Source organism: Kitasatospora herbaricolor (assembly GCF_030813695.1).
Taxonomy (GTDB): Bacteria; Actinomycetota; Actinomycetes; order Streptomycetales; family Streptomycetaceae; genus Kitasatospora; species Kitasatospora herbaricolor.
Genome location: NZ_JAUSVA010000002.1, coordinates 3,974,484 through 3,990,817, shown reverse-complemented (window position 1 = coordinate 3,990,817; position 16,334 = coordinate 3,974,484). Strand labels below are relative to the sequence as shown.

Annotated in this window: 13 protein-coding genes; 6 read left to right on the top strand and 7 right to left on the bottom strand. The window is 72.8% G+C overall.

All coding sequences use genetic code 11. The annotated features are described in order from the left end of the window. The first annotated feature begins 504 nt into the window (after nt 1–504). The gene (locus J2S46_RS17760) at nt 505–909 is read left to right on the top strand and encodes a hypothetical protein (RefSeq protein WP_191288752.1); all 405 of its coding nucleotides are present in this window, start codon (nt 505–507) and stop codon (nt 907–909) included. A gap of 105 nt (nt 910–1,014) precedes the next feature. Continuing rightward, nucleotides 1,015–2,100, top strand: coding sequence for an NAD-dependent epimerase/dehydratase family protein (locus J2S46_RS17755; RefSeq protein ID WP_191288751.1), 1,086 nt, complete (start codon nt 1,015–1,017; stop codon nt 2,098–2,100). Nucleotides 2,101–2,234: 134 nt separating this feature from the next. Here J2S46_RS17755 and J2S46_RS17750 read toward each other — a convergent pair whose 3' ends face one another. Continuing rightward, entirely contained in the window at nt 2,235–3,272 is a 1,038-nt protein-coding gene (locus J2S46_RS17750) for a ScbA/BarX family gamma-butyrolactone biosynthesis protein (protein ID WP_191288750.1), read from the bottom strand. Nucleotides 3,273–3,676: 404 nt separating this feature from the next. Here J2S46_RS17750 and J2S46_RS17745 point away from each other — a divergent pair, with 404 nt between their 5' ends. Then, nucleotides 3,677–4,582 carry a ScbR family autoregulator-binding transcription factor gene (locus J2S46_RS17745; RefSeq protein WP_191288749.1) on the top strand — a complete coding sequence of 302 codons (906 nt, stop codon included), beginning with the start codon at nt 3,677–3,679 and terminating at the stop codon, nt 4,580–4,582. On the opposite strand, the gene J2S46_RS17740 is transcribed toward J2S46_RS17745, so the two are convergent. The 4 genes from J2S46_RS17740 to J2S46_RS17725 form a co-directional block, all read right to left on the bottom strand. Continuing rightward, nucleotides 4,540–5,187, bottom strand: a complete 648-nt coding sequence (locus J2S46_RS17740) for a ScbR family autoregulator-binding transcription factor (protein WP_191288748.1) — start codon at nt 5,185–5,187, stop codon at nt 4,540–4,542. The genes J2S46_RS17745 and J2S46_RS17740 overlap by 43 nt on opposite strands. A gap of 299 nt (nt 5,188–5,486) precedes the next feature. Then, the gene (locus J2S46_RS17735) at nt 5,487–5,696 is read right to left on the bottom strand and encodes an acyl-CoA carboxylase subunit epsilon (RefSeq protein WP_191288747.1); all 210 of its coding nucleotides are present in this window, start codon (nt 5,694–5,696) and stop codon (nt 5,487–5,489) included. Between the two features lie 147 nt (nt 5,697–5,843). Beyond that, entirely contained in the window at nt 5,844–7,445 is a 1,602-nt protein-coding gene (locus tag J2S46_RS17730; protein WP_073924412.1) for an acyl-CoA carboxylase subunit beta, read from the bottom strand. 440 nt (nt 7,446–7,885) lie between these two features. Continuing rightward, the gene (locus J2S46_RS17725; RefSeq protein ID WP_191289016.1) at nt 7,886–8,305 is read right to left on the bottom strand and encodes a PLD nuclease N-terminal domain-containing protein; all 420 of its coding nucleotides are present in this window, start codon (nt 8,303–8,305) and stop codon (nt 7,886–7,888) included. A 73-nt stretch (nt 8,306–8,378) separates the two neighbouring features. Between J2S46_RS17725 and J2S46_RS17720 the strand changes: the two genes are divergently transcribed. Beyond that, nucleotides 8,379–9,836, top strand: coding sequence for a menaquinone biosynthesis decarboxylase (locus J2S46_RS17720; protein WP_191288746.1), 1,458 nt, complete (start codon nt 8,379–8,381; stop codon nt 9,834–9,836). Beyond that, a complete protein-coding gene (gene mqnP / locus J2S46_RS17715; protein ID WP_229912312.1) occupies nt 9,833–10,741 on the top strand; it encodes a menaquinone biosynthesis prenyltransferase MqnP in 909 nt (302 codons plus the stop codon). The genes J2S46_RS17720 and mqnP overlap by 4 nt, the downstream gene beginning before the upstream one ends. Before the next feature lie 94 nt (nt 10,742–10,835). Here mqnP and J2S46_RS17710 read toward each other — a convergent pair whose 3' ends face one another. Both J2S46_RS17710 and J2S46_RS17705 read right to left on the bottom strand, forming a co-directional pair. Beyond that, entirely contained in the window at nt 10,836–13,067 is a 2,232-nt protein-coding gene (locus J2S46_RS17710) for a right-handed parallel beta-helix repeat-containing protein (RefSeq protein WP_191288745.1), read from the bottom strand. 322 nt (nt 13,068–13,389) lie between these two features. Then, a complete protein-coding gene (locus J2S46_RS17705; protein WP_191288744.1) occupies nt 13,390–15,618 on the bottom strand; it encodes a right-handed parallel beta-helix repeat-containing protein in 2,229 nt (742 codons plus the stop codon). Between the two features lie 322 nt (nt 15,619–15,940). Between J2S46_RS17705 and J2S46_RS17700 the strand changes: the two genes are divergently transcribed. After that, the gene (locus J2S46_RS17700) at nt 15,941–16,327 is read left to right on the top strand and encodes a VOC family protein (RefSeq protein ID WP_191288743.1); all 387 of its coding nucleotides are present in this window, start codon (nt 15,941–15,943) and stop codon (nt 16,325–16,327) included. Nucleotides 16,328–16,334 lie beyond the last annotated feature (7 nt).

Below are 16,334 nucleotides of genomic sequence, written 5' to 3'. Positions count from 1 at the left end.
CGGGGGAGGACGCCGGCGGTCGTCCGGGCGGCACGCTCCACCGCATCGCATTCCCAGGGGAGGGGAACGATGGCCGAGGGCCAGGCGCGCCGTCCCGGTCGCGACCGCGCCGACGAGGTGACGGGGTGACGGGGTGACTGCCGGCAGGGTCGCTCCCGCGGCGGATTCGTGCTGCCGGTGCTCCTGCCGGCCGCCGCCGGGATCCGGTGCCCGGCGCCGACCTGCGGCACCGGGCTCGCGGCAGGGCGCCCGCCCTGCCGTGCCGCCGCTGCGCGGCCGCCTCCTGCCCCGACGGGGACCCCGTCGGCGGGGCCCCGCCGACGGCGCCACCACGGCCGAACGGGCCTACGGAGCAGGGCCGGTGCCGGCGACCGTGGCGGCCGCCGGGCCGCGGCAGGACTGTCCGGACGCCGCCGGGGGCGGTGTCCGGATATATGACAGTTTGTGGCAGGGTATGTGCCAGGCATCTGGGCCTGGCACGGGAGCGTCGAGGAGGACCGCGCAATGGAGTGCGACGAGGTCATGGTGACCGTCCGAATCACCGCCGCCGAGCGAACGCTGCTCCGCAGGCTCGCACAAGGGCACCACAGCGATCTGTCCGAGGTGGTGGCGGACGGCCTGCTGGACGTCATCCCCACCCTGCAGAGCCCGGCGGACGCCTACCGGCTGCTCGCCGCCCTGGCCGCCCCGGCGCCCTGCGCCCTGACGGTCTGGCTGCCCACCCCGCTGGCGGACCTGCTGGTCCCCGGAGCGGCCCGGGTCGCCCAGGTCACCGGGGTGCGGATCGGCTCCGCCAGCGCCATGCTCGGGGCCACCCTGCGGCTCTGGCTCACCCAGGACCCGAACCGGCTCGCCGCCAACCTCAGCGTCATGCACGCGGGCCGTCCGGCCGCGCTGGCCGCGGCCTGACCGACCCGGCCGGGCCACCGGCCCACCGTCGGGCTCGGCCGGGCCACCAGGGTCCGCCCGCCGCCCGCCGCCCGCCGGCCCGTGCAGAGTGAGAGGCGCACCCCGATGGCAAGCACCACCCGGACCGTCCTGCTGACCGGAGGATCCGGCTTCACCGGCGGCTGGACGGTCCGTGAGCTCCGCCGCGCCCTGCACCGGGCGGACGCGGAGGCCTCGCGGCCGTCCGTCCTGCGGGTGCTGACCCATCGGCGGCCGGTGCCGGACGGGACGGTCGCCGACGCCCTGCCGCGGCCGGAGCACGCCGACGGCGACCTCACCGATCCGGCCTCGCTGCGCGGTCTCTGCGAGGGCGTGGACACCGTGCTGCACCTCGCCGTGCGGGTCGGCGAGGACGAGGAGGAGGCCCGGGCGGTCAACGTGGAGGGCACCCGCAACCTGCTCGCCGAGGCGGCCCGCGCCGGAGTGCGCCGGATCGTCCAGCTCGGCACCGCGGCCGTCTACCGCGACGGCGCCCACCGGGGGGCCGCCGAGGGCGAGTTGGAGACCGGGCCGGTCTCGGTCACCAGCCGGACCAGGCTGGAGGGCGAGCGGCTCGTGCTCGCGGCCGGCGGTACGGTGCTGCGCCCGCACCTGGTCTACGGCGCCGGGGACACCTGGTTCGTGCCCGCGCTGGCGCAGCTGATCCGCGGGCTGCCGCACTGGGTGGAGGGCGGCCGGGCCAGGCTCTCGCTGGTCGCGGTCGACGACCTGGCCCGGGCCCTCGCCGCGCTCGCCGTCCGCCCGGGGCCGGAGCACGCGCCCGGCCCGGGGGCGGAGCCGGCGGCAGGTTCCGCGGGGAGCGCCGCCGGGCGGGTGCTGCACGCGAGCCACCCGGTGCCGGTCACCGCGCGGGAGCTGGTCACCGCGGTGGCCGACGCGCTGGGACTCCCGCTGCCCGAGGGCGACATCAGCACGGCGCGGGCGCTGGAACTGCTCGGCGGTGCGACCCCGGTCCGGGAGCGCCGGCTCTCACTGCTGGCAGTCGACCACTGGTACGACAGCTCCCGGCTCTGGGCGCTGGCCGGGTGCGATCCCGGCCCGGGCTTCGCCGCGCGGTTCGCGGAGCACGCGTCCTGGTACCGCGCGGCCCTGGGCGGCGGTCCTTCGCCGGCGACGGCCCCGCAACCGGCCGCGGACGGGCGCACCGGCTGAACCCGTCCGGCTGACCGCGTCCGGCGGACGTGCCCGGCCGGGCACGTCCGCCGGGGACGTCCCGCCCCGGACGAACCTGTGACGGCGGGGTGCACCCCCCGGTGCACCCCGCCGTCCCGCGGGCGTCCGCCCGGTCAGGAGGCGATCTGCAGGCCCTGGCCGCGCGCGTCCCGGAAGCCCGGCCCGTCCAGCAGTGCGGGGGCGTCCAGCATCGCCGCCGCGGGGGTCAGCGGTTCGGTCACCAGGCGGCACTCGGCGGCGGTGCGGCCGTCCTGCTCCAGCGTCACCCGGACCGGCACCCGGCGCGGGTCCGGGCCCGGTTCCAGCCAGGCGCGGACCATGCAGGGCCGGTCCAGCTCGATGTAGTGCTCGAAACTGCTGATCGCCTCGACCGGCACCACCGGCTCGGGGTGGCGCAGCCGCTGGGCGGCCTGGCGGGCGGCCTCCAGGACGAGCATCCCGGGGACGTGGTCGACCGGGTGGTCGAACAGCACGGGGTGCCGGGCGTCGGCCCGCAGCAGCCAGGTGCCGGGCTGGCGGGCCGGGGTCAGCACCACGTCCGAGGGGTTCTCCCGGCCCACCAGCGCGGGCGTGGTGGGGGTGCCGGGCCGCAGCGGGGCCGGGTTGAGGCCGTCGCGCCCGCGCAGCCGCCGGTAGGCCTGCGGCGGGATCACCGAGACCTGCCCGGAGCCGTGGCCGAGCGGCCGTCCGTCCCGCTCGGCCTGGACCTCGACCCGCAGCGAGGCGAGCCGGCGGTGCCGCATCCGGACGTCCTGGCAGCTCACCCGGAGCATCAGCGAGGCGGGCCGGGCGTCGATGGCGAGGCCGTCCAGGTCCACCGCGTAGGACAGGTCGTCCATGGCGAACTGGTGCCCCTGCGGCACGCCGAAGCCGACGTGCGAGATCAGCAGGCCGGCCTGGCGGATCGTTTCGGCCAGCAGGACGGGGTCGTGCTGGGCGTCCCCGGGCAGCCGGTAGAAGCCGTGGGCGCGGGGCCACTGGGCGCCGAGCAGGAAGTCGTACGGGCCGGTGGCCTGCCACCCGGTGAGGAAGACCTCGGAGACCGTGGTGCGGTGGACCAGGTGCCGGGAGACGGTCCGCTCGTGGAAGTCGTAGCCGGCGCTGGGTTCGGGATACGCCTCGTCCTCGCCCAGTTCTGCGATCAGCGGCATTCCTTGCCCCACTCCCGGGAGTTGGTCGACGGGACCGCGAGCGGGCGGCCACCGAGAAACATACAGACCACCCGGTTTCTCCTGCTGGCCGGGGGCCGTCCGGGCATGGGACAACTGTGGTGGGGTGCGGACCGGCAGCGCAAGGGCCGTACTCCACCGCCCGCTTCACGAAGACTACTGCGCAAGGGTTAGATTAGAAACCAACCATGCGGTTTAGATCGCCCTGCGGACGGGCGGACGCGGGAGCGGGGCCCGGGCCGGGCGGGCGTCCGGTCACCGTGCCGGCGCCCGGGCGCGGCCGTCCGGTCGCGGATCGTCCTCGGAGGATCCGCGAGCGCCACGGGTCGGGGGCGGCGGCGGTGGGGCGGGGCTGTGCCATGCCGGTCGAGAGGGAGGGGCCTTCAGTGGTCAAGCAGGAGCGGGCGGGACGCACCAGGCAGGCCGTGCTGCTCGCGGCGGCGAGGACTTTCGCGGACGCGGGCTACGAATCGGCGAGTCTGGTCGACATCAGTCGCTGCGCCGGGGTCAGCAAGGGGGCCCTCTACTTCCACTTCGTGTCCAAGCAGGCCCTCGCCGAGGGGGTGCGGGCGGCGGCCCGCCGGGTCATCGCCACCGCGGTGCTGCGGGCCCGCCGCAGTGACGGGCCGGCCGTCCAGGCCCTGATCGACCTGGCCCACGAGCTGGCCAGGCTGCTGCGCGAGGACATCGTGGTGCGGGCCGGCGTGCTGCTCAGCCAGGGCACCCAGAGCGGCAAGGAGCCGCCGGGCGCGGACGCCCCGGAGGGGTGCGGCCCCTGGCGCGACTGGACGGTGATGGTGCGCCGGCAACTGGTGCTGGCCGAGACCGCCGGCGAACTGCGGCCCGGGACCGGCCCGCAGGAGTCGGCCGAGCTGCTGACGGCGGTCGCGGCCGGTCTGGTGCTGCTCTCCTGGGCGGACACCGCGGTGCTCCGCCCGGAGGCGGTGGCCACCGTGCTGGCCTCGGCGCTGCCCGCTCTGGTGCCGGCGGGGCGTATCGGGGAGTACCGGACGGAGGGGGCGGGGGTGTTTGCGGCGGCCGGGGCGCCGTCGGCCGCCACCGGACCGGCTCCCGCCGCCGGCCCCGCCGTGGGCGGTGCCGCGGACCCCGGCACGGACCGCGCGGCCGCCCCGGGCCCGGCCTGGGTGTTCGATCTCGGCCGCGGGTTCGTCCCAGCGCCCGCCCAGGTCCCGGCGCCCGTCTACGAGCCGGTGCCCGTCCACGAGCCCGGGTTCGGGCGCGGGCCGGGCTACGAGCCGGGGTTCGAGCCCTGCTCGGCGGCCTCCGGCTGAGGCGGGTGCACGGCCAGCCGGGCCAGCGCGTGCGGCTGGACCAGGCCGGGCAGCAGCAGGGTCCACAGGTCGGTCATCCGCTTGATCAGGTCCTGCCGGTCGGTCAGCACCTGGGAGGTGAGCTGGATCCCGGTCACCGCGCCGACGATCACGTCGGCCGCCCCGGCGATGTCCAGCCCGGGGTGCAGCTCGCCCTTGTCCATGGCGTTGCGCAGCAGCAGGTGGGCCGCGTCGGACCAGCCGCGGTAGGCCATGGTCTGCGGCTGGGTGAAGGTGCCGTGCTCGATGGTGAGCCGGATGCTGCCGCGGACCAGCGGGTCCCGCTGCAGGGCGTCGGCGAAGGCGTACCCGAGGTCGATCAGCGTCTGCACCGGGCTGTCCGAGGTGGGGACCCAGGACGCCAGCCAGGTGGACTGCTCCTCGATCACGGCCCGGGCCAGCTCCTCCTTGGAGCTGAAGTGGAAGTAGAGCGCGCCCTTGGTGACGGCCGCCTGCTCCAGGATCTCGGACATCGTGGCACCGGCGTAGCCCCGTTTGTCGAACACGACGGCCGCGGCGCGGAGAACTGCCTGCCGGGTCGCCAGGGCACGGGCCTGCCGAGCCATCGGAGCCTCCTAGGTGTCGTGGGTCCTCGCCGGCGTCCGGTCGGGGGCGGCGGGTGTCCGGGGGTCTGGGGAGGATAGCCGCAAACCGCGCAGCTGGAATTGTACGGGGGCCAACTTCCCGTCCCCCGGCCGTCTTCGGGAATGCGTCCGCCCCGAAGGGCGGCCCGGCCCGCCAGGGTACGCGAACGGCCCCCGCGACACCCGGTGTCCGGGGTCGAGGGGGCCGTTCGCGCTGTGCCGGTGCCGCAGGGGTGCGGGCGCCACCGGCGAGGTTGACGGTACGGGTGCCGGGCGGGCGGTTACGCCGCCTGCTGCCAGCTGACCGGCGACCAGTACGGCTGGCGCCGCTCCAGGCGCTGCCAGCCGGCCATCGGCTCGACCGGGGCGATCGCGGTGGCGGCCTGCTGGGCGACGGCCGCGCGGGCCATCAGGACCGCCGTCAGGGCGGCGAGTTCCTCGTCGTTCAGCGAGCCGCGGACGATGCGGACAAGAGGTTCGGAAGCGCTCATGGCCTTGTTTTCTCCCCCGTGCTGATTTCTGGACGGATGGTCGGAGTACGGGCTCCCCGGCCTGCGGGGAGCCGTCGCGAGCTGCGCGCACGTGCTTCGAACTGCGTCGGGCTGCCGCGAACCGCGGCGGTGCACTGCGGTGATCCACTACATCGGCGGGTTGCCGTGCTTGCGGCTGGGCAGGTCGGCGTGCTTGGTGCGGAGCATGGCGAGCGAGGAGGCGAGCACGGCGCGGGTCTCGGCCGGGTCGATGACGTCGTCGACGAGGCCGCGCTCGGCCGCGTAGTACGGGTGCATCAGTTCGCTCTTGTACTCCTTGATCTTCTGCGCGCGCATCGCCTCGGGGTCGTCGGCGCCGTTGATGTCACGGCGGAAGATGACGTTGGCGGCGCCCTCGGCGCCCATCACGGCGATCTCGTTGGTGGGCCAGGCGAAGGAGAGGTCCGCGCCGATCGAGCGGGAGTCCATCACGATGTACGCGCCGCCGTAGGCCTTGCGCAGGATCAGCTGGATCCGCGGCACGGTGGCGTTGCAGTACGCGTAGAGGAGCTTGGCGCCGTGCCGGATGATGCCGTCGTGCTCCTGGTCGACGCCGGGCAGGAAGCCCGGGACGTCCAGCATGGTCACCAGCGGGATGTTGAAGGCGTCGCACATCTGGACGAAGCGCGCGGCCTTCTCCGAGGCGTTGATGTCCAGCACGCCGGCCAGCGACTGCGGCTGGTTGGCGATGATGCCGGTGACGTGGCCGTCGATCCGGGCCAGCACGCAGAGCACGTTGGTGGCCCAGCGCTCGTGGATCTCCAGGAACTCGCCGTGGTCGACGATCTCCTCGATCACCTTGCGCATGTCGTACGGGCGGTTGCCGTCGGCCGGGACGAGGTCCAGCAGCGAGTCGTTGCGGCGGTCCACCGGGTCGTCGTTGACGCTGGCCGGCGGCATCTCGCGGTTGTTCTGCGGCAGCAGCGACAGGAGGTAGCGGACCTCCTCGATGCAGCTCTGCTCGTCGTCGTAGGCGAAGTGCGAGACGCCGGAGACGCCGGAGTGGACGTCGGCGCCGCCGAGGCCGTTCTGGCTGATCTTCTCGCCGGTGACGGCCTGCACCACGTCCGGGCCGGTGATGAACATCTGCGAGGTCTCGCGGACCATGAAGATGAAGTCGGTCAGCGCGGGGGAGTAGGCGGCGCCGCCGGCGCAGGGGCCGAGCATCACCGAGATCTGCGGGATGACGCCGGAGGCCCGGGTGTTGCGCTGGAAGATGCCGCCGTACCCGGCGAGCGCGGTGACGCCCTCCTGGATGCGGGCGCCGGCGCCGTCGTTCAGCGAGATCAGCGGGGCGCCGGCCGCGATGGCCATGTCCATGATCTTGTGGATCTTCTGCGCGTGGGCCTCGCCCAGCGCGCCGCCGAAGATCCGGAAGTCGTGCGCGTAGGTGAACACGGTGCGCCCGTGCACGGTGCCCCAGCCGACGATGACACCGTCGGTGTGCGGCTTCTTCGCCTCCAGGCCGAAGCCGGTGGCGCGGTGCCGGCGCAGCGGCTCGACCTCGCGGAAGGAGCCCTCGTCCAGGAGCAGGTCGATCCGCTCGCGGGCGGTCAGCTTGCCCTTGGCGTGCTGGGCCTCGGTGGCCTTCTCGCTCGGGCCGCTGCGAACCTTCTCCCGCAGTTCGTGCAGCTCGGCGACCCGCCCACGGGCGTCGGCAGGGATCTCGGGGATCTCGTCACCGACCGGTGCCTCATGCACAACCGTCATCTCGAACCACTCCAAGGGTGAGGGAACTGTCCGACAGCCAACGTCTGCTGTGCCCCCGGCTGCGAATCACTTCTTCAGTTACCGACTCTACGAGGCCCGGCAGCTTGGTTTCGGCGTCGATTCCGTACAAGGTCGCGAGCGATTAGATGTCAGTCCTGAACAGAAAGCGCCCCCGTAGGGCCCACCGGGCCGCTGTCGGGCCGGATCTGCCGAGCGGCCCCCGCAGGGCTTGGAGGAAGACGGGAAGGCGCAGGTCAGAGCCGCTGGTCCAGAGCCGTTCGAGGGCGGATGGACGGATCCTCCGGCTCGGCCCGAGTGATCTGTGCATGGCGGGAACCGCCGTCGTCAGGGCGTCGGAGTCGTAGGGATGCGCCAAAAAAGCGGAAGCCCACCACAGGCTGTGCCGGGTGGGCTGTCCGAGGGAGCGGAGGGCGGCGGGGTCAGCCCCGGCCGCCGGTGTCCGGGTCGTCCTTGCCCCGCAGGTCCTCCTCGCGGCGGCGCAGGTCGGCCTCCCACTGCTTGAGCATGTCCTCGTGCCGCTTGTTGTCCTTCTTCAAGGACGCCAGGAACTCCGGGTCGTCGTCCGGGGCGGTGCTGCGCCCGGCCCGGGGCCCCTCGTACTCCGGGTGGCCGGCGGTGCCCGCGGGCCAGGCAGCCTGGCGGCGCTGGGCGCCGGCCCGCTGCTTGCCGGCGACCAGCCAGGCGATCGGGCCGAGCAGGACCTCGCCGAAGAGCAGGATGATGATCACCCACACCACCTTGGGCAGGTGGCGGACCTCCTCCTCCGGCGTGGTGAGGCAGTCGATGAACGCCCAGATCCACAGGGCGAGCACGATCAGGAACGGCAGCATCCTCAGCACGGTGGTGATCTCCCCCGGAGACAGGTGGGCCCCTTGACCGGCCCAGGCTATCGGGTGGCGGATACTGACTCGCATGGCATACGACGATCTCCGCTCGTTTCTCCGGGCGCTGGAACGAGAAGGCGACCTCAGGCGGATCAAGGCCGAGGTGGATCCCCACCTGGAGATCGGCGAGATCGTCGACCGGGTGCAGAAGGCCAAGGGCCCGGCGTTGCTCTTCGAGAACGTCAAGGGCGCGGCCATGCCGCTGGCGATGAACGTCTTCGGCACCGAGCGCCGGCTGGCGAAGTCGCTGGGCCTCAAGGGCCCGGAGGAGATCTCCGAGAAGATCGCCGGCCTGCTGAAGCCGGAACTGCCGCAGGGCTTCACCGGTTTCCGGGACGCCTTCGGCAAGCTGGCCTCGATGGCGCACGTGCCGCCGAAGAACGTGAAGTCCGGCGACGCCCCGGTGCACGAGGTCGTGCTCACCGGTGACGACGTCAACCTGGACGACCTGCCGGCCCTGTTCACCTGGCCGCTGGACGGCGGCTCCTTCTTCAACCTCGGTCTGACCCACACCAAGGACCCGGACTCCGGCATCCGCAACCTCGGCCTGTACCGCCTGCAGCGGCACGACCGGCGGACCATCGGCATGCACTGGCAGATCCACAAGGACAGTCGCAACCACTACGCGGTGGCCGCCAAGCGCGGCGAGCGCCTCCCGGTCGCGATCGCCTTCGGCTGCCCGCCGGCCGTCACGTACGCGGCGACGGCGCCGCTGCCCGGGGACATCGACGAGTACCTGTTCGCGGGCTTCGTGGCCGGCGAGCGGGTGCGGATGGTCGACTGCAGGACCGTCCCGCTGCAGGTGCCCGCCGACGCCGAGGTGGTGCTGGAGGGCTGGCTGGAGCCCGGCGAGATGCTGCCCGAGGGCCCGTTCGGCGACCACACCGGCTTCTACACGCCGCAGGAGCCCTTCCCGGCGCTCACCATCGACTGCGTGACGATGCGCCGGCGGCCGATCCTGCAGTCGATCGTGGTGGGGCGCCCGCCGACCGAGGACGGCCCGCTGGGCAAGTTCACCGAGCGCTTCTTCCTGCCGCTGCTGAAGATCATCATCCCGGACATCGTGGACTACGACCTCCCCGAGGCCGGCGGCTTCCACAACTGCGTGATCGTCTCGATCGACAAGAAGTACCCCAAGCACGCGCAGAAGGTCATGCACGCGATCTGGGGCGCCCACATGATGTCGCTGACCAAGCTGATCATCGTGGTGGACGCCGACTGCGACGTGCACGACTACCAGGAGGTGGCCTGGCGGGCGCTCGGCAACACCGACTACAGCCGGGACCTCTCGGTCGTCGAGGGCCCGGTCGACCATCTGGACCACGCGTCCTACCAGCAGTTCTGGGGCGGCAAGGCGGGCATCGACGCCACCCGCAAGCTCCCCGAGGAGGGCTACACCCGCGACGGCGGCTGGCCCGAGATGGTCACCTCCGACCCGGAGACGGCCGCCCTGGTCACCAAGCGCTGGAAGGAGTACGGGCTGTGAGCGCCACCGCCGACCTCTTCGAGGCCCCGCCGCCGAACAAGGCCAAGGCCTTCCTGCGGCTGGTCATGATCGAGCACTCGGTGTTCGCCCTGCCCTTCGCCTACATCGCCGCCCTCACCGCGATGTTCCTCACCGACGAGCGGGTGCACTGGTCCACGCTGCTGATCGTCACCGTCTGCATGGTCGGCCTGCGGACCTTCGCGATGGCCGCCAACCGGATCATCGACCGTGAGATCGACGCCCGGAACCCGCGCACCGCCGGCCGTGAACTGGTCACCGGCGCCGTCTCGATGCGCACCGCCTACACCGGCTCGGCGATCGCCCTGGTGGTCTTCCTCGGCGCCGCCGCCCTGCTCAACCCGCTCTGCCTGGCGCTCGCCCCGGTCGCCGTCGTCCCGATGGTCGTCTACCCGTACGGCAAGCGGTTCACCGACTTCCCGCACGCGATCCTGGGCCTGGCCCAGGCGATGGGCCCGGTCGGCGCCTGGCTGGCCGTCACCGGCAGCTGGTCCTGGGACGCCGTGGTGCTGGGCCTCGCGGTCGGCATCTGGATCGGCGGCTTCGACCTGATCTTCGGCTGCCAGGACGTCGCCGCCGACCGCGCCGAGGGCGTCCGGTCCGTCCCCGCCCGGTTCGGCATCGCCGGCGCCCTGTACGGCGCCCGGGCCTGCCACGTCCTCACCGTGCTGCTGCTCGGCTGGTACGCCGTCCTCACCGACGCCGGCCCGGCCTTCTGGGTGGGCCTGCTGGTGGTGGTCTGCGCCTTCGTCTACGAGCACTCGATCGTCAAGCCCGGCGACCTCTCGCGGCTCAACCGCGCGTTCTTCACCACCAACGGCTTCGTCGGCATCTCGCTCTTCTTCTTCGCCCTGCTCGACCTGGTGATCCGGGGGCTGGGCGTCTGACGGAGTTGGGCCGGCCCTGACGGTACGGGCCCGGAACGGCGGCGGCCCCGCACCCGGAGGGTTCCGGGTGCGGGGCCGCCGTGTTCGTGGTGCGTCAGGGGCCCTGGTAGCCGAACAGGTCGACGATCACGTGCACCGGGGCGTCGCTGGCGTTGTAGAGCGACACCTTCTTGTCCTTGACGGACACGATGACCTGGTTGGCGATGGTCTGACCCTTCGTCCAGTTCAGGTTGGACGCGTCCGGCGCGGCGGTGCCGTGCGGGTAGACGGTCAGGTGGCCGGGGCCGCCGGGCTCGGTGACGGTGACGTTGAGGGTCACCGAGGTCGTCTCCGGCATCTCCCCGAAGGAGATGACCAGCGTGTCGCGCGCCGGGACGGCGCCCGCCGGGCGGGTGCTGCCGTCCTCGAAGTACCGGGTCTCACGGGTGTCCATCACACGCCAGGGCCCGAGCGGCCGGTACGTGTCGCGGCCTTCGGCGCTGTAGTAGCCGGCGAGGTCGGCGATCACGTGGGTGGTGCCGAAGGAGACGTTGGCGAAGGAGACCTTGCCGTCCTTCACGGGGACGGTGACCAGGTTGGGGATGGTGGTGCCGGCCGTCCAGTTGAGGTTGGAGGCGTTGGGCTGCTGGGCGCCGTGCGGGTAGACGGTGAGGTGGCCGTCCTGCTGCGGGTCGGTGACGGTGACGTTCAGGGTGACGGCGGTGACGCCGGAGGCGGGGACGCCGCCGACGCCGGCGACCTGGAGGTCCAGGGTGCTGTTGGCGCCCACCGGGGCGGCCGTCGGCACGCCGATCGGCGCCCGGGTGTCGAGGAGCCGGGTCGGGCTCTTCGCGGTGAAGACGCTGCCCTTGGCGCTGTAGTAGCCGGCCAGGTCGGCGATCACGTGGGCCGTGCCGGGGGAGTGGTTGTGGATGGAGATCCTGCCGTCCTTGACCGGGACGGTGACCAGGTTGGGGATGGTGGTGCCGGCCGTCCAGTTGAGGTTGGACGTGGTGCGCAGCGGGTCGCCGTACGGGTAGACGGTCAGGTGGCCGTCCTGCTTGGGGTCGGTCACGGTGACGTTCAGGGTGACGGCGGTGGCGTCGGCGGGGACGCCCGCGACACCGGCGACCTGCAGGTCCACCGTGCCGTAGGTGCCGAGGGGTGCGGCCTGGGGCACGCCGATCGCGGCGCGGGTGTCCAGGAGCCGGGTCGGGCCGGCCGGGGTGAAGAGGCTGCCGAAGTCCTGGAACTCCTGCGCGCCCCGGTCCCGGAAGCCGCTGCCGGTACCGGTGTTCGGGACGACCGGGTCGTCCAGGGCGGGCCAGTTCCAGGCGTCCCCGCCGATCATGCCCGGCGCGGTCTCGTCGGCCGAGTCGATCACCGGGGAGGGCTGGGCCTTGTTCTGGAAGTCGTCCGTGGCGATGAAGTCGTGGCCGCCCTGACCGCTTGCCGCGGTGAACGCCTGCTGGGTGGTGTACGCCGTGCCGGCCCAGTTGTAGGCCGGGCCGCCGCTCAGCGGGGAGACCACGTTGTAGTCGGCCCTGGTGCCTCCGGTGGAGGTGGCGTCGACCGAGATGCCGGTGTCCGAGGCGCTCGCACCGCAGGCCGTGCCCCTGTCCTGCGAGGCGTCGACCACGTTGTTCTCGACGACCGCACCGCCCGAGGTGCCCGTCAGCACGATTCCGGGCCAGCAGTTGCTCCGGATGGTGTTGCTGACGACGACGGTGTTCGGTGCGTCGTTCACCAGGACGCCGGAACTGCCGGCGGCGTTGCTCACACTGATCATGTTCGTCGAGATGACGGTGCCGGTCGCACCGGAGTCCACCTGGAACAGCGGGCCTGACGTGTAGCTGAACTGGCTCTGCGCGTAGCTGACGCCGGTCGAGCCGTTGCCGATCTTCACGCCGCCGCCCCAGGCGTTCACCCGCGTGAAGGACACGTCGTGCGCGTCGTCCAGCACGACGGCCTGCCGCTGCCCGGAGGGCTCGACCGCGAGGTCCTGGAACCTGACGTGCTGCGCGCCCCGCACCACGATGCCGTTGTCCGGGTGGTTCGGCGCCCCGCCGGAGATGTGGGCGGCGTTCATGCCGGGGTTGTTGACGTCGTAGGCCGGGCCGCGGAAGGTGATCGGCGCCTGTGCGGTGCCGGACCGTGTGACGGTCAGCGCGGTGTCGTTGTAGCTGCCCGAGGCGATGTCCACCGTCTGGCCCGGCAGGACCACGGCGGCCGCCGCCGAGATGTGGCAGTACGGGACGGCCTGGGTACCGCTGCCGGCGTCCGAGCAGTTCGCCCCGGCGGCGTTGTTGACGTACAGGGTGGTGACGGCGGCGCCCGCTCCGGTCACGGACAGGGCCGGCAGGCCGACGCCGAGCAGTGCCGTGCCGACAAAAGCGGCTATTCGTCTCTTGATGGTGTGCCCCCCAGGACGAGTGAATGGTGGCCGCCTGTCGCGGCCGGCCCCGGCCGCCGGGTACCGGTCCGGCCGAGGGCGAGGGGATCATTTCACAGATGATCAACCACGGGTCAAGGGAATATCCGGGGCCTGGAAAGCCCCGGCCGGATCCCGGCCGGAGGCAGGCCGGGCCGGCCCTGACGGTACGGGCCCGGAACGGCGGCGGCCCCGCACCCGGAGGTTCCGGATGCGGGGCCGCTGTGCTCGTGGGGCGTCAGGGGGCCTGGTAGCCGAAGACGTCGACGATCACGTGGACCGGCGCGTCGCTGGCGTTGTAGAACGACACCTTGCCGTCCTTGACCGGGACGACGACCTGGTTGGCGATCGTCTGGCCGGTCGTCCAGTTCAGGTTGGACGAGTTCGGCGCGGTCGACCCGTGCGGGTAGACGGTCAGGTGGCCGGGGCCGCCGGGCTCGGTCACGGTGACGTTCAGCGTCACCGCGGTGACGCTCGGGATGTCGCCGTAGTCGAGGTCGAGCGTTCCGCGGGCCGGCACGGGGCCCGCCAGGCGCTCGCTGCTCTCCCCGCGCCAGTACTCGCGGGTGTCCATCGAGCGCACCGGCCCGATCGGGTGGTACGTGTCCTTGCCCTCGGCGCTGTAGTAGCCGGCGAGGTCGGCGATCACGTGGGTGGTGCCGAAGGAGACGTTGGCGAAGGAGACCTTGCCGTCCTTGACCGGGACGGTGACCAGGTTGGGGATGGTGGTGCCGGCCGTCCAGTTGAGGTTGGACGCGTCCGGCTGCTGGTCACCGTGCGGGTAGACGGTGAGGTGGCCGTCCTGCTTGGGGTCGGTCACCGTGACGTTCAGGGTGACGGCGGTGACGCCGGTGGCCGGAACGCCGGCCACGCCCGCGACCTGGAGGTCGACGCTGCCGTTGGCCGCCACCGGAGCCGCCTGCGGCACGCCGATCGGCGCCCGGGTGTCCAGCAGGCGGGACGGGCCCTTCGCGGTGAAGACGCTGCCCTTGGCGCTGTAGTAGCCGGCGAGGTCGGCGATCACGTGGGTGGTGCCGAAGGAGACGTTGGCGAAGGAGACCTTGCCGTCCTTGACCGGGACGGTGACCAGGTTGGGGATGGTGGTGCCGGCCGTCCAGTTGAGGTTGGAGGCGGTGGGCGCCTCGTCACCGTGCGGGTAGACGGTGAGGTGGCCCGGCTGCTGGGGGGCGGTCACGGTGACGTTCAGGGTCACGGCGGTGACGCCGGTGGCGGGGATGCCGCCGACGCCGGCGACCTGGAGGTCGACGGTGCCGTTGGCGGCCACCGGGGCGGCTGTCGGCACGCCGATCGCGGCGCGGGTGTCCAGCAGGCGGGTCGGGCCCGCCGGGGTGAAGATGCTGCCGAAGTCCATGTACTCCTGCGCGCCCCGGTCCCGGAAGCCGCTGCCGGTACCGGTGTTGGGCACCAGCGGGTCGTCCGCCGCGGGCCAGCCCCAGGCGTCGCCGTTCACCATCCCCGGTGCGTTCTCGTCGGCCGAGTCGACGATCGGGGAGGTCTTGGTCCTGAAGAGGTCGTTCGGCACGGCGACGAAGTCGTGCGCGCCCTGCCCGGTCGCAGCGGTGAACGCCTGCTGGGTGGTGTAGGTCGCACCGCCCCAGCCGTACGCCGGGCCGCCGCTCGCCGGGGAGACCACGTTGTAGTCGACCTTGCTGCCCGCGACGGCCGCGGCGTCCAGCGAGATCCCGGTGTCGGGGGCGCCCGCGGCGCAGGCCTGGGAGTCGTACTTGGCGGTGTCGACGACGTTGTTCTCGACCACCGCCCCCGCGGAGGCGCCCTTCAGCGTGATCCCGGGGAAGCAGGTGCTCTCCACGGTGTTGCTGACGATCACGGTGTTCGGGGCGTCGCCGACCAGGATGCCGGTCGTGTCCTCGGCGCTGTTCGCCCGGATCACGTTGGTCGACAGCACGGTGCCGGTCGACCCGCCGTCCACCCGGACCACCGGGCCCGCGGAGTAGGCGAACCGGCCCTGGGTGAAGCCGACGCCGCTGGAGCCGTTGGTGACCCGCAGGCCGCCGTTCCAGGGATTGACCCGGGTGAAGGACACGTCGTGCGCGTCGTCCAGCACGACGGCGTCCCGCTGCAGGCCCGCCTCGGTGGACTGCGGGACGAGGTCCTGGAACCGGACGTGCTGCGCGCCCTTCACGACGATGCCCCGGCCGGGTGCCGTGCTGGACAGGGTGACGCCGCCACCCGGGTTGTACACGTCGTAGGCAGGGCCGCGGAAGGTGATCGGCGCCTGCTCGGTGCCCGAGCGGGTGACGGTCAGGGTGCTGTCGTTGTACGTGCCGGAGGCGATGTCCACCGTCTGGCCCGGCAGCACCACGGCGGCCGCCGCCGTGACGTGGCAGTACGGGACGGCCTTGGTGCCGGTGCCGGCGTCGGAGCAGTTCGCCCCGGCGGCGTTGTTGACGTACAGGGTGGTGACGGCGGCGCCCGCTCCGGTCACGGACAGGGCCGGCAGGCCGACACCGAGCAGTGCCGTGCCGACAAAAGCGGCTATTCGTCTCTTGATGCTGTGCCCCCCAGAACGGATGAATGGTGGCCGCGCGTCGCGGCCCGCCCCGACCGCCGGGCACCGGCCCGGGTCGAGGGCGAACGGATCATTTCACAGGCGGCGAAGGGCGGGTCAAGGGGATATCCGAATACCGCGGAAGCCCCCCCGTGGGCCGGATCCCCGCCGCTCCGGCGGCGGCTTCCCCGACGGATCCGGGCCCGGGACATTAGCCTCGTAAGCGGGACAAGGACGCGTCATCCGAGGAGGCACACCGGTGATCGGCAAGCTGCAGTGCATCGTCCTGGACTGCCACTACCCCGCCGCCCTGGCCCGCTTCTACGCCGCGCTGCTCGGCGGGGAGGTGGACCGGCCGGACCCGCGGTGGTCGCTGGACGAGGACTGGTCGACGCTGCACACCGAGGGCGGGCCGGTGGTGGCGTTCCAGCGGGTGCAGGACTTCCACCCGCCGCAGTGGCCGGACCCGGCCCACCCGCAGCAGATCCACCTGGACATCGAGGTGGCGGACATCGAGGCGGCCGAGCGGGAGGTGATCGCCCACGGCGGCGCGCCGCTGAAGGGGTACGAGGGCTGGCGGGTCTACGCGGACCCGGCGGGGCACCCGTTCTGCCTGATCGGCGCAACCGCCGGCACTCCCGTCTGACGGGTCG

Excerpts from the sequence above, each read along its gene's own strand:
- J2S46_RS17760 (WP_191288752.1), top strand. The coding sequence starts at position 505 with ATGGAGTGCGACGAGGTCATGGTGACCGTCCGAATCACCGCCGCCGAG.
- J2S46_RS17735 (WP_191288747.1), bottom strand. The coding sequence starts at position 5,696 with ATGAGCGCTTCCGAACCTCTTGTCCGCATCGTCCGCGGCTCGCTGAAC.
- J2S46_RS17740 (WP_191288748.1), bottom strand. The coding sequence starts at position 5,187 with ATGGCTCGGCAGGCCCGTGCCCTGGCGACCCGGCAGGCAGTTCTCCGC.
- J2S46_RS17750 (WP_191288750.1), bottom strand. The coding sequence starts at position 3,272 with ATGCCGCTGATCGCAGAACTGGGCGAGGACGAGGCGTATCCCGAACCC.
- J2S46_RS17755 (WP_191288751.1), top strand. The coding sequence starts at position 1,015 with ATGGCAAGCACCACCCGGACCGTCCTGCTGACCGGAGGATCCGGCTTC.
- J2S46_RS17720 (WP_191288746.1), top strand. The coding sequence starts at position 8,379 with ATGGCATACGACGATCTCCGCTCGTTTCTCCGGGCGCTGGAACGAGAA.
- J2S46_RS17730 (WP_073924412.1), bottom strand. The coding sequence starts at position 7,445 with ATGACGGTTGTGCATGAGGCACCGGTCGGTGACGAGATCCCCGAGATC.